Consider the following 12,481-nt stretch of genomic DNA (forward strand, 5'->3'; position numbering starts at 1 on the left):
TCACTACGAGGACTTCCACCCGCTGCCCGCGTACCCAACCTCAGTGGTCAATACAGCTAGTCGCCGAGGTTCACCGACACCCCGGCAGATCCCGACATGGACGACAGCACGACGCCGGCGCCGGCTCAGGTCTGCGCGGCAGCGAACTCCTCGGTATCGATGGTTTGCTGCTGACCTGCGTTATAGCGGGCGCCGTGCATCGTTTGCGAGTTGATGATCGCCCCGATCTCCGCGGTCGTGGCGTCATCGAGGGCGATGGATCCGGCGCCCAAATTCTCGTCCAAATGCCCGGTGTTGGTGGTGCCAGGAATCGCATGAACATGGTCACCCTGGGCCAGGAGCCAGGCCAGGGCCAGCTGCGAGCAGGTGACGTCTAGCCGTTCGGCAACCCCGCGGACGGCATCGAGGAGCTCCAGGTTCGCCGGATAGTTCTCGGCGGTAAAACGCGGCAGGACATGGCGCAGATCTTTTTCCGGGAGCCCTGAGGGGTCGAGGAGGGTTCCTGAGAGGAACCCGCGGGAGAGCGGGCTAAAGGCCACGAAGGCCGTGCCCAAGGTGCGGCAGGCTTCCAACACCCCCAGTTCGGAGTTCCGGGTGGCCAACGAGTATTCGTTCTGCACGGCCGCAATCGGGTGTTCGGTGGCCGCCCGGTAGAGGGTGGCCGCGGAGACCTCCGACAGGCCGATGGCCCCGATGGCCCCTTCGGCGACAAGATCAGCCAGGGCGCCGACGCTTTCCTCCACCGGAACCTTCGGGTCGAGACGGTGCAGATAGTAGAGGTCGATGAAGTCGGTGCCGAGCCGGTCCAGAGAGGCCTCGGCCTGGGCCCTGATGGTTTCCGGGCGGCCGTCGATCCGTCCGCGTTCTCCCGGAGCCATGATTTCCAGCCCGCATTTGCTGGCCAAAAAATAGTCGTCACGGCGTTTGCCCAGGGCGGCACCGACGAGTTCTTCGTTGCACCCCCTGCCGTATAGGGTGGCCGTATCAAAATGGTCCACCCCCGCATCGAGGGCGTGACGCAGGAGCTTCGCGCCGTCGGCATAGCTCGGAAAGTTCGAATACCCATGGCTGAGGTTCATGCACCCCAGCCCCAGCGGGTTCACCGTGGAACCAGCCAAATTGCGCATTTTCATGCCCTCTTGTCTAGCACGAGTTACTCGCGAGTTCGAACCCTTGGTGCACAGCGGTGGCGCCGGATGCCTACAGGGGTTCGGATAAATCCCCCAGTAACCGGGCCAGATCCCGCTGGCTGCTGCCGGGGAGGGGCAATAATGGGCGGCGTGGTTCACCGGAATCGATGCCTGCGGCACGAGCCAGGGCATGGAGGTTGCTGAGCTTACGCAGCGCATTGAATTCGCGCATCAACGGGGTGAGTTCCTCGCGCAGCCGGTTGGCTTCCGCGATGTCCCCACCGACGAGGGCGGCCCGCAGCGCCACGAAGTGAGCCGGCAGGACCGAGGCCGGTCCCGAGTGCCAGGCGTCGGCGGCGAAGCCGGCCTCGGCGATCAACGCGTCTCCGCTCATGCCATGGCTGAAACCTGAATGGACGCGGGAGGCCAGGGCCTCGTGGCGTTCGATGAAGGTCTCCATATCTGCTGCGGTTTCCTTGATTGCCACGATCGTCGGTTCGGTGGCGAGTTCGGCGATGAGGTCCAGGGAGAAGGAGAAGTTGGTGGTCGCCGGGTTGGAATACAGACAAATCGGCAGTTCGGAGGCCGCGGCAACGAGCCGGCACTGGGTGGCGACCTCGTCCTCGTTCAGGGGCACATAGGAAACGGTGGACAGCAGCAGCCCGTCGACTCCCGCGGCGACGGCGGCTTCGACGTGGTGCATCAGTTCGGAGGTGGCTACGGCGCTGACCCCCGCGTGGACGGGCAGGGCAGGATTGACCTCACGGACCGTTTCGACGGCGGTGGTGATGACCGCTGCGCGTTCGGCGGTGTCGAGGTAGGCGAAGCTACCCGAGGAGCCCAGCACGGCGATGGAATCGACCCCCGAAACCGCCAGGGTGGACAGATGCCGGCGCAGGGCAGGATGGTCGACAGCCCCGGAATCATCGAAGGGGGTGACGGGGTAGGCAACGAGACCGTGGAATGCACTCATGGCCACACGCTAGCAGGGGCCGGGCGTGGAATCGTCCAATTCGCGGCGTCGTCGTGAGGAGGTACGCTCCGAACACGGTTGATGCTCAATCGCCGAACCAATGATCGGGAGGACCCGAATGAAGCGCACCATGCAGGTCAGTGACAGCGTGGTCATCAACGTCGATGCCGAGACAATCTGGACTCAGCTGGCCGACCCGGCACAGATGCCGCGCTGGAGCCCTGAAAACACCGGTGCCACGACTCCGGCATCGGGCCGTCCGCTGCAGGTGGGCGAGGCCTTCGAGGGGACCAACCGTCGGGGACGGGCCCGCTGGACCACCCGATGCGTCGTCACGGCATCGGAGCCGGCGCGACGTTTCGCCTTCGACGTGGGCAAGATCGGTGTTCGTCGGCCGATCCTCCCCGGCAAGATCGCCACGTGGGCCTACGACCTTGAACGCGTTGACGGCGGCACCCGGGTCACCGAGACCTGGACCGATGGCCGGTCGACCTGGCCGGATTGGCTTGCCGCTGCCTTTGACCGTGCCGTTACCGGTGGACAGCTCTTCGCGGAGTTCCAGCGCAAGAACATCCGTCGCACGCTGACCACCATGCGGGCCGAGTTTGATCGGGATAGCTGAGCCCGAAGGATCTGTCCGGCATTTGGGTGCCCGGCACGGTGAAGCACCCGCCGTGCCGCTTTAGCCGCAGAGTCCCACGAAGGCCCCGAGCTCGGCCAACCCCTCCGGTCTGGAGGGCAGGAAATTCGTCAGTTCGGGGGAGCGGACGATGACCGTACGCCATTGCGCTCTCGACACGGCGACGTTCATCCGGTTGCGGTTGAGCAAGAAATCCATGCCCCGCGGGGCCTCCTCGGCGGCCGAGACCGCCATCGACACCAGCACCACCGGGGCTTCCTGACCCTGGAACCGGTCCACGGTGCCCACCCGGACGTCGTCGTACCCTGCGGCATCAAGGTGGGTGCGGATCAGGTTGACCTGGGCGTTATAGGCAGCGACGACGAGGATGTCCTGAGGCCCCAATTCGCGGACGGGACCATATCCGCCGTCATCCCAGCGCAACCGCAGATGCCGGCCGACCTGTGCCGTGATTTCCGCGGCCTCTTCGGCGCTGGAGATCGCATTGCCCCGATGGTCCACCAGTACGGTGCCAACCCCCGGTTCGGCCCCGTCGAGGTGGCGTAGCGCGGCGGCGGGGGCCGAGGCCAGCCGGCCGGCGTAGCTCAGCCGCGAGACCTTGGCACAGAGCGCCGGGTGCATGCGCCAGGAATCCGAGAGGAAGTAGCCCAAACGTTCGGGGAGGGTTGCTGCGCCTTCGGAAAGCCAACCCAACGCAGAATCGTCAACGGGCTCGGGGTGGGTTCCCTGGGTGACCTGGGGCAATTGGCGCGGATCACCGAGCAGCAGCAGACGGTCCGCGGCCCGGGCGACGGCGAGCGTATTGGCCAACGAATACTGGCCTGCTTCGTCGATGACCAGTAGGTCCAAGGAGCCGGCAGGAACCTGACGCCCGGTCATCGTCCAGGCCGTTCCGCCGATTAATGCGCCGCCCTCGGAGTCGAGCAGGCTGGCGAACTTCTTGTCATCGGTCACCGACCAGGGTGAGGCGGTGCGGGGGTCCTTGGGCTTCTTGCCCACACGGTCCGGGTCAACACCGGCCTTGCCGATCGCCGCGCCGAGCATGTTTTCGACCACCGCATGGGATTGGCCGACCACCCCGATCTTCCAACCCCGCGCCATCAACGCGGCGATCACATGGGAACCAACATGGGTTTTGCCCGTACCCGGGGGGCCTTGGACGGCCAGGTAGGAATGATCCAGGTCGGCGACGGCCTCGATGATCGCCCCGATGTAGTCCCCTCGGCCTGCATTATCCGGGGTGACGGGGGGAAGGCTGTCCCGGGTGGCCAGGCGCGGAGTGGCCCGGCGCAGGATATCCAGCCCCGGATGGCGGGGCAGCCGGGGCGGGACGGTGATGACCGGCAGGACGGTGTCCTCGTTCCCGGCGGGGGAGGGGACCACCAGGGCGGAACCGACCTCGCGGGCCAGCTCGGCCAGCGACTCGCGGATGCTCCGGGTCATGATGGGCCGGCCCGGGGTGAGCGCCATGGGCGTTTGGGGGTACGGAGGGATTTTGCCGGTCGACTTTTCGGCGACCGTCAGCACCGTGGTCGGCCCGTTGACGTCCACCGTCAGCAATTCGGTGTCGAAGATGCCGCCGCGTGCCGTCGGGAGGGGGTGTCCATCGGCGCCGGTCGGGACATCGGCCCCAGCGGGGACGGGGGCCTCATACATGCGGAACCAGTCGGTGCCGGGGCGCAGGTCGGTCCCGTCGGAGGCGGTCCCGGTCAGTTCCACGACACGACGTTCGGTGCGGGCCCGCGGCGGCCGGGCCCAGTCCTCAAGAACCGTGGCGGAGTCCACGAGGAAAACGCCCCGGGTTTCGGCCCAGTCCTCGGTGGGGGATTCGAGTCGGTCGAAGTGGCCCCACCAGAATTGTTTATCCTCGCGCCGGTGGTAGCCGGTGGCGGCGGCGACCATTGCCACCGCGCCGTGGTCGGCCCGTGCCGCCGGCTGCTCCGTTGTGGGAAGGGAAGAGAAGTCGGCGTCGAGTTCCAGGTAGGACTGCAGCGTCAACTCTTCGGCGCTGGGCTCGTAGGCTTCCGGTTCCGGGGCGTCGGTCCCGGGCAGGACAGCGGTGGCCGTCTCGTTCGACGGGCCGGCCACCGGGGCGGGACAGTCGGCGGCCAACCCCAGGAGCCAATCGCGCAGACGCAAGGTGGAAAGGCAGTCGTATTCGTTATAGGCGGAGATCGAGGCCAGGGTCGTTGCTGCGGCCTCGGTGTTCCCGGCATCGCGGTCGGCGCAGTAGATCGCGTAGGCCACGACCGAGGCCCCCGCATTGGTGACTCCCGCCCGCGGGCCATCGGCCCCCATATAGAGGGGTTCGAGCTTTTTGATCGAGTAGGAGCCTTCGGAGATACGAATCGAGTGCCGCACCGTGTCGTATAGATCCACCAGCAGGGATTCGCGCAGCCAGGCATCCACGGTGTCTTCCCCTGCGGTATGCAGGACCGAGAGGTTGCGCAGCGCAGACTTTTCATAGGGGGCGTAGTGGTAGACGTGCAGATCGGGCCAGCGTTGCCGGCGCTGCTGCACGTAGGCCAGGAAATCCAGGAACGCCCGTTTCTCCCCGGCCCGGGAATGCGCCCAGAACGGGCGAAAGACCGGGGTTCCTGTGTCGTATTCGACGACACCGAAAAGGTACTCGAGACCCCAAATGCCGGTTTCGGGGTCCTGCCAGAGCGGGTCGCCCTCGAAGTCGAAGAAGATGTCCCCGTCACTGGGGGCCGGAAGGTCGCCGATCGTCTGGCCGGGCTGGAGTCGGTAGGACACCGTGTGGTCCCCGACGCTGGCCGATCCGTCGAAATCCAGCAGCCCGGTCTGGGCCCTGGCCTGCTCCCGGAGGCGGCCCAGGGACGCATCCGGGTTCTCCCCGGCGGGGGCCGGCTGCTCGGCCAGCTGATGCATGGTGGTGATGCCCTCGGCCATGAGTGTCCGCCGTCGTGCTGCGGTCATACCGCCGATGAGCAGCAGATCATCATGGGCGGCGACCTGCTCGAGGCAATAATCGCATTTTCCGCACCGGCGTAGCCCGGGCTGGTTCCACTCGACGGTGGTTTGCGCTGCCCGATGCTCGGCCGTCAGCCGACGGAAACGGGTCCGGAGCTCGCGAAAAGCCGGCAGCAGGTCGGGCATCGGGTGCTCGCTGTGTTCGAGGTTGCCCAGCACCAGGGTCGCCACCGGGGAGGGGGCGAACCCGAGGCGTTCGAGCTGGTCCCCGTAGGCGGCCAACTGCAGCAGCGCGGTGACCCGGGCATGGCGGGCCAATTTCGAATCCCAGACGGCATAGCGTCCATCGGACTCCCGGACGATGAAGTCGGCAAACCCGAGGAATTCGCCATCGAAGAAGGTGGCCTGGAAGACGACGTCGGCCCCGAGACGGAGCGCCTCGGTGGTGTCTGCTGCCAGGCTTTCGAGCGTGGCCCGGTCCATGCTGGGGGCCTTGTCGATCCGGCGGACCCCGGTCCCGGTGGTCCGATCCCAGGGACCGTGGGTGTGTTCCAGCTGCTCCAGGACCCGTTGTTCGTGGACATCACCGAGGTCCGCGGCCCGAGAGGCCATGGCGTCCTCGGGGAAATCGGGTTTGGGCCGGCGGCTGAGTTTGACGTCGAGTCGATACAGCGCCTGATATTCGCATTCGCTGGCGGTGACCAGATCGGAGGCCGAAAAAACCAAGCGTGGCGGCTCGGTGGCCTCCACGGCATCCAGCAGGAACATCCGCACCCCTTCTTCGTGACCGCCGCGGATCCGACGGCGGGTAGGGCTCGAATCTAACAGTGCCGACCGACACTTCGGTGCCGCGCATCATGTTCCGCCGGCGCCCACCCGAAATGGGAGTCCTCGATCCAGGGTGGTGGTGCCCCGGCACGAGTCATTTGTGTTCCGCATCACGGGGTACTTACGGTTGTCGGACAGGACAACTGCTGGTGTCCAGTCAGCACGAAGCTGGTTCGAGGGGTTGCGACGGAACCAGGAAGTCGAAGGGAAGGGCCGGACACATGCTGAAGATCATCACCCCCTTGGCCTGGTTGTTCATGATGGCGACCTTGGCCCTCGGCGCTGCATCGCTCATCGGCGATGCGGACCTCATTGCCTACCTGCTGCCGTGCTTGGCCCTCGCCGTGGCCCTGTCTGTCGTGCGGCTGACACTGATCCGGCGGAGAGACGCCGAGTCCACCGCCGGTTAGACTCCGATCCCGTGGCGGCCGAGGACGCAGAAGGCCCGCCCGGCACCAGATGCCGGACGGGCCAACGGAATCGTGCAAGAGCAGGTTAGGGCCCGACGGGCGCTGCCGCCTGCGGATTCACGATCGTCACGTCGGTTCGTGCGCTGCGCCAGATCTCCTGGCTGGCCGAGGCGTCCATGAGTGCGGAGAGCCCGCCATGCGTCGGGGCTCCGATGACCAAGGACCTAGCCTGGATGCGGTTGGCGTATTCGGCCACCGCCCGTCCGGCACCCGCGTGGTTCTCGGGATGGCCTTGTTCGGTGCCCAAGACATATCCGGCAGCGCCGACCCCTGCGGCTGCGAGACGGTCCAGCTGGGTGCGCACCGCTGCCGAGGCGGTCGCCAGGTCCTCGCCGTCCACGGCAACGTCACTGACGATCACCGATTCGAGCACATGGACGACGTCGACCCGCAATTTCGCGGCGGCGGCGACCCGCAAGGCCTTGTCCACGATTCGGTCGGCGGCCTCAGTGGAATCGATGGCTGCCACGACGGCGCCTTCCAACCCCTCGGGGAGGATGGCGGTTGCTGCATGTTCGACGGGGATGATCCGGCGGTCGGCAATCGCCACAACGTCTGCCGGTGCTTCGCTGCTCGGTTCTGCGGTGGAGACTGCGGCTGCGGTATCGGCGGCTTGTGCTTCTTCGGCCTTGCGCAGGAGCTTGTGTCCCGACATCAGAATGCCCAGGCCGATGACCAGGGCCACGGCGCCGAGGATGAAGGGCACATGCATGTTGTAGTGCTCGACCAGTTTGCCGGCGGCCAAGGGGGCCAGGCCGCCGCCGATGAAGCGGACGAAGCCGTAGGCGGCCGAGGCCACGGAACGTTCGACCGGTGAAACGGTCATCACGGCCTGGGTGGTGACCGTGTTGTTGATGCCGATGAAGATGCCCGTGGCGATGACCGCCGGGATGAGTACCGAGGGCTGGTGGACCCAGATGCCGATGATCAGGATCGTCACGGCGAAGAGCGAGAGGTTCATGTAAAGCGTGCCGGCGATACCGAGCTTGCGCTGCAGCCACGGGGCTCCGAAGACCGAGAACCCGGCGACCAACAGTCCCCAGCCGAAGAAGACGAAGCCCAAGTGGATCGCGTCCAGACCCATCGGGAAGGGGGCGTAGCCCAGCACCGTGAAGAACGCCCAGTTGTAGAACAAGGCCATCAGCGACATGGTCAGCAGACCGCGGTGGCGCAGGGCCTTCAGCGGGTCGAGGATGGAGGTCTTCTTCACCGGTTTCGGCGTGGGCTCCACCAACACCATGGTGGCGATCAGGGCGATGAGCATCAGGCCGGCGACTCCGAAGAAGGGGCCACGCCAGGAGATGGAGCCCAGGAGGCCGCCGACCAGTGGACCGGCTGCCATGCCCAGGCCCAGGGCCGCCTCGTAGAGCACGATGGCCCCGACGAAGCCGCCACTGGCGGAGGCCACGATCACGGCCAGCGACGTGGCGATGAACATGGCGTTGCCGACGCCCCAGCCGGCGCGGAAGCCCACGATGCCGTCAATGGAACCGGAGAAACCGGCCAAGGCGGCGAAGATGACGATGATCGCCAGGCCGTAGACCAGTGTGCGCTTGGCGCCGATATGGCTGGAAATCCAGCCAGTGAAAAGCATGGCCACGGCGGTGACCAGCAGGTAGCTGGTGAACAGTAGCGTCACCTGGCTCGGGGAGGCCTGCAGCTGTTCGGAAATGGCGGGGAGGATGGGGTCCACCAGGCCGATCCCCATGAAGGAGACGACGCAGGCGAAGGCCAGCACCCAGACGGCTTTGGGTTGTTTGAAGGGACTGGCCGGCCGGGAAGGGCTGGTCGTTGGTGCTCCGGTCATCGGTGCTCCAATCGAGGGATATGGGATGGGTTGGTGCTGTGCCTATTTGCCGTCGGGACGCTGATCGGGGGCCGCGTCGATGAGACGGCGGAGGGCCCCGGTGGCGGCGATAATCGAATGCTGGTCGTTCGCATCCAGTGCTGAAAGCAGCTCGGCGACGCCTTCGCTGCGGCGTTGACTACGTTGCGCCAAGGCCGCCAGACCGGTGTCGGTGATCGAAATCAGGACGGCCCGGCCATCGCTGGGATCGGGGACCTGCTGGACCAGTCCCTCGCGTTTGAGTCGACCGACCGCCTGCGTCATGGAGGGTTGGCTGACTCCTTCGTGGGCGGCAAGCGCTGTCAATCGGGCGTCTCCGTGGCGTTTGAGCGAGGCCAGTGCCGAGTAGACGGTCAACGAGTAGTTCCCTGGAGGGGCGATTCGCCGGGAGAGGCGGAAGAGCTCCTCCAGTAGCCCGGCAACGTCGGAAATATCCTCGGGTGCGGGGGCCGGACTCATGTTTTGCATAAGTTATTTATATCAAAAGCCTATGTAATTTAAGAAATTATGTGTCCCAGGGAACGACGCCGGTGGGTTGTTTTGCCGCTTAGCGGTTCGTTTCGTCGTGGAAGGTCTGATCGCGTTCCCGCACTGCTGCCTCGCGGAAGCTCTGCTCCACACGGGTATAGGCGTCGCGGGCCACGGCCTTCCAGAATGAAAGCGCCAATGACGGGTCATGCTCCTCCACGCGCGCGATGGCTTCGGCCGGCAGGACCTTGAGTTGGACCCGTCCCTCGGCCGTGACCCGCAAGGACTGGCCACGGTCCCCGCCCAGGGCGATCTCGCCGAAAGTCATCCCGGCGCCCAGGGTCGCGTGACGGAACCGGTGCCCCTGTTGGGTACTGGTGGTGGCGACCTTGCCCGAGAGGATGAAGTAGACGCCGCCGAATTTCTGTCCCACGCGGCGGATGACCTGGCCGTCGTCGTAGGTGCGTTCCTCCATGAGCGCTTCAAGTTCGGTGATCTGTTCCGGATCCAGCGGTGCCACGGCCGGGAAATCGGGAAGATGGACGACGTCGGGGACCAGCCCGGGGCCGCCGTGGAGGGCAATGATCCACTCCTCGGCCCATTCGGCGGCATCGTTGCGCGTGCCGAAGACGGGGACGTCGTTGCGTCCTGCGGTCATGGCATCGGCAATGACCCCCTCGGTTTCGATCAGGATCAGCCGGCGCTTCTCTGCGACGAGCCCGTCGCGCACCTCGGCGAGCATCGTCAAGGCGACGTCCCCGACCTCGTCGACGCGTCGCACGTCCAGGATGACCAGTTCCGCCTCTTCGGGCAGTGAGCTGATGGCCCGCACCATTGACTCGGCCCCGGCGAAGAGCAGGTCACCGTTGAGTTCGAGGATCTGCGCGCGGTGACCGTGTTCTTCGAGCACTGCTGCGGCATCGTCGTTATGGCGGACCCCCGAGGGTGCCTCGGTCAGGTCGTAGCGTTCGCTGATGACCGAGCGGCCCATCCGTGCCGCGCGCACGAAATGTAGTTCCATATCGGTGGCCATGCGTTCCGAGGCGGCCACACCGCGGACCGAGGAGCCATGCTCGTTCAGCGGTGGGGAGTAGACCGCCAAACCCAGCTGGCCGGGGAGGACCGCCAGCAGGCCGCCGCCGACCCCCGATTTGGCGGGCATGCCCACGGCACTGGTCCACGATCCGGCGTCGTCATACATCCCGCAGGTCATCATCACCGAGAGCACCCGTTGGACCGAATCGATGCCCATGACCTCCTTGCCGGTGACCGGCTGTGTGCCGCCGTTGGCCAGGGTGGCGGCCATCAGGGCGAGGTCACGGGCGTTGACCATGACCGAGCATTGGCGGAAGTAGTTCCGCAGGGCCTTTTCCGGATCGTGTTCGATGACGTCGAAGCTGCGCAGCAGGTTGGCCATGGCCCGGTTGCGGTGACCGGTGCGGATTTCCGAGCGGTAGATCGATTCGCGGACCTTCAGTTGCCGGCCGGCGAAATCCGAGTAGGTGGACAGGATCCGCTCGAAGCCCTGGCGTCCGCCGGATCCCTTGATCAGCGAGGTCGCGGCGATGGCGCCGGCGTTGATCATGGCGTTGGCCGGCCGGCCGGTGCCCTCGGAGAGGGAGATCTCGTTGAAGGCATCGCCGGAGGGTTCGACGTCGATCTTTTCATCCACCGCTTCCGGGCCGAGGTCCTCCAACGCCAGACCATAGGTGAAGGGCTTGGAGACCGATTGGATCGAGAACTCGGTATCGGCGTCGCCGACCTCGTAGACATAGCCGTCGACCGTGGCCAGACAGATCGCGAAATCGTCGGGGTTGCCATGCGAGGTGGCGGGGATGTCCTGATACGGGGTCCCGTCGCGCAGGCTCGACAATTCGGTGTGCAGCCGTCGCAGGTAGCTCTCGATGGGGGATTGCATACCCACACAGTAGCGGGAGCGCCGGGGCCGCCGCGGGTGAAACCCCGCCCTGGGACTAGATGATCCGGGCCAACACTGCCAAGAGGTCCTTCACACGCCGGTCCTGATCCTCGGAGAGCATCTCGTTGATCAGGAAAGAGAAGCCGATGTTCTTCCCCGGCCAGGCTCCGTGGAGTCCGCCGCCGGCCCCCGAATGGCCGAAGGCCGGGGCCACGGGGCCGTAGGTGCCGATCGGGTCGGCCAACTCATAACCCAACCCGAAACGCAGCGGACGGTCGTTGACCGCGTCCACGCCTTCGGACCACGTGCTGGTGGCCTCGGCCAGTGCTGTTGGATCCACCAGGGTCTGCCCCGGGGCGGCCAGCTGCGAGTACAGGTTCGCCATGGATTCGGCGGTGGCGATCCCTCCGCCGGCAGCCAATTGGCCGCGGCGCATCTCCACCGAATTGAAGCTGTCCTTCTCGCCGGTGAGCGAGCCCGCATACATGCGCTCGACGATGCGACGACGTTCGGCATCCTTGAGGAAGGTGCTGATCGCATAGTCATCGGCACGGAAAATAGTGGCGAGGGTCCCATCCAATTCCTGCGGAAGCCCCAAATGCAGGTCCAGTCCCAACGGTTCGGCGATCAGCTCGCGGATGAGGGTGCCGATCTCCTGACCGGTGGCCCGAAGCAGCAACTCGGCCATCAGGTACCCATAGGTGATCGCATGGTAGGCGACCTTCGTCCCCGGTTCCCACAGGGGAGTCTGGGCGGCCAGGAGGGAGGCATTGAGCCGGTTGTCGTATCTGGTGTTTTCGCCTGCGGGTTCGGGGTCCACATAGACCAGCCCGACGGTATGGTTCAGCAGCATCGAAACCGGCACCTCGGCTTTGCCGGCCGCGGCGAACTCTGGCCAGTAGTCGGCCACCGGGCGGCGGACGTCCAGCTGGCCGCGGCCGACGACGATGGCGGCAACGGTTGCCACGACGCCCTTCGTCCCCGAGAACAGCACGGCCCGGGTGTTTTCATCCCAGGCCGCCGGCCCGGCCAGTCCCGGTGCCGGTTGCCCTCCTGCCTTCATCGTCCTACCTCCATGGAAACGGACGACGGGGGCACCTTCGCGATAGACACAGAAGGACATGCCACCGGTGCTGGCCTGAAGATGCCCGGCGAACGTCTCCCGCAGTGCGGCAAAGTCAGCCTCCGGCAGGCCGGCGTCGTTATGGGCCTTCAGGGTTGCGGAAGCCGAACCGCCGGCCGGTGACTGCTCTGGCGTTGTCTGGGAGGACATG

General features: G+C 66.0%; 9 protein-coding genes. 2 read left to right on the forward strand and 7 right to left on the reverse strand.

Going from position 1 to position 12,481, the window contains the following annotated elements:
• Positions 1 to 125: 125 nt before the first annotated feature.
• Both FM101_RS00005 and FM101_RS00010 read right to left on the reverse strand, forming a co-directional pair.
• Entirely contained in the window at positions 126 to 1,133 is a 1,008-nt protein-coding gene (locus FM101_RS00005) for an aldo/keto reductase (RefSeq protein ID WP_086993606.1), read from the reverse strand.
• Positions 1,134 to 1,200: 67 nt separating this feature from the next.
• On the reverse strand, positions 1,201 to 2,103 hold the full coding sequence (locus FM101_RS00010; RefSeq protein WP_086993609.1) for a dihydrodipicolinate synthase family protein: 903 nt from the start codon (positions 2,101 to 2,103) through the stop codon (positions 1,201 to 1,203).
• 118 nt (positions 2,104 to 2,221) lie between these two features.
• Here FM101_RS00010 and FM101_RS00015 point away from each other — a divergent pair, with 118 nt between their 5' ends.
• The gene (locus tag FM101_RS00015) at positions 2,222 to 2,725 is read left to right on the forward strand and encodes an SRPBCC family protein (protein ID WP_086993612.1); all 504 of its coding nucleotides are present in this window, start codon (positions 2,222 to 2,224) and stop codon (positions 2,723 to 2,725) included.
• A gap of 60 nt (positions 2,726 to 2,785) precedes the next feature.
• Here FM101_RS00015 and FM101_RS00020 read toward each other — a convergent pair whose 3' ends face one another.
• The gene (locus FM101_RS00020) at positions 2,786 to 6,445 is read right to left on the reverse strand and encodes a TM0106 family RecB-like putative nuclease (protein WP_086993615.1); all 3,660 of its coding nucleotides are present in this window, start codon (positions 6,443 to 6,445) and stop codon (positions 2,786 to 2,788) included.
• 281 nt (positions 6,446 to 6,726) lie between these two features.
• Here FM101_RS00020 and FM101_RS00025 point away from each other — a divergent pair, with 281 nt between their 5' ends.
• Positions 6,727 to 6,915 (forward strand): hypothetical protein, encoded by a 189-nt coding sequence (locus tag FM101_RS00025; protein ID WP_086993621.1) that lies wholly within the window; start codon positions 6,727 to 6,729, stop codon positions 6,913 to 6,915.
• Positions 6,916 to 7,000: 85 nt separating this feature from the next.
• Here FM101_RS00025 and FM101_RS16080 read toward each other — a convergent pair whose 3' ends face one another.
• The 4 genes from FM101_RS16080 to FM101_RS00045 form a co-directional block, all read right to left on the reverse strand.
• Complete coding sequence (locus tag FM101_RS16080) at positions 7,001 to 8,782, reverse strand: MFS transporter (RefSeq protein WP_086993624.1); 1,782 nt, start codon at positions 8,780 to 8,782, stop codon at positions 7,001 to 7,003.
• Between the two features lie 42 nt (positions 8,783 to 8,824).
• Complete coding sequence (locus FM101_RS00035) at positions 8,825 to 9,289, reverse strand: MarR family winged helix-turn-helix transcriptional regulator (protein WP_086993626.1); 465 nt, start codon at positions 9,287 to 9,289, stop codon at positions 8,825 to 8,827.
• Between the two features lie 79 nt (positions 9,290 to 9,368).
• A complete protein-coding gene (gene glsA, locus FM101_RS00040; RefSeq protein ID WP_086993629.1) occupies positions 9,369 to 11,207 on the reverse strand; it encodes a glutaminase A in 1,839 nt (612 codons plus the stop codon).
• A gap of 55 nt (positions 11,208 to 11,262) precedes the next feature.
• On the reverse strand, positions 11,263 to 12,480 hold the full coding sequence (locus tag FM101_RS00045) for a serine hydrolase domain-containing protein (protein ID WP_086993631.1): 1,218 nt from the start codon (positions 12,478 to 12,480) through the stop codon (positions 11,263 to 11,265).
• Position 12,481: the final 1 nt, after the last annotated feature.

Origin of the sequence: Arthrobacter rhombi (genome assembly GCF_900163545.1) — a bacterium.
GTDB lineage: Bacteria > Actinomycetota > Actinomycetes > Actinomycetales > Micrococcaceae > Arthrobacter_H > Arthrobacter_H rhombi_A.

Excerpts from the sequence above, each read along its gene's own strand:
- FM101_RS00005 (WP_086993606.1), bottom strand. The coding sequence starts at position 1,133 with ATGAAAATGCGCAATTTGGCTGGTTCCACGGTGAACCCGCTGGGGCTG.
- glsA (WP_086993629.1), bottom strand. The coding sequence starts at position 11,207 with ATGCAATCCCCCATCGAGAGCTACCTGCGACGGCTGCACACCGAATTG.
- FM101_RS00035 (WP_086993626.1), bottom strand. The coding sequence starts at position 9,289 with ATGCAAAACATGAGTCCGGCCCCCGCACCCGAGGATATTTCCGACGTT.
- FM101_RS00025 (WP_086993621.1), top strand. The coding sequence starts at position 6,727 with ATGCTGAAGATCATCACCCCCTTGGCCTGGTTGTTCATGATGGCGACC.
- FM101_RS00020 (WP_086993615.1), bottom strand. The coding sequence starts at position 6,445 with ATGTTCCTGCTGGATGCCGTGGAGGCCACCGAGCCGCCACGCTTGGTT.
- FM101_RS00010 (WP_086993609.1), bottom strand. The coding sequence starts at position 2,103 with ATGAGTGCATTCCACGGTCTCGTTGCCTACCCCGTCACCCCCTTCGAT.
- FM101_RS16080 (WP_086993624.1), bottom strand. The coding sequence starts at position 8,782 with ATGACCGGAGCACCAACGACCAGCCCTTCCCGGCCGGCCAGTCCCTTC.
- FM101_RS00015 (WP_086993612.1), top strand. The coding sequence starts at position 2,222 with ATGAAGCGCACCATGCAGGTCAGTGACAGCGTGGTCATCAACGTCGAT.
- FM101_RS00045 (WP_086993631.1), bottom strand. The coding sequence starts at position 12,480 with ATGTCCTCCCAGACAACGCCAGAGCAGTCACCGGCCGGCGGTTCGGCT.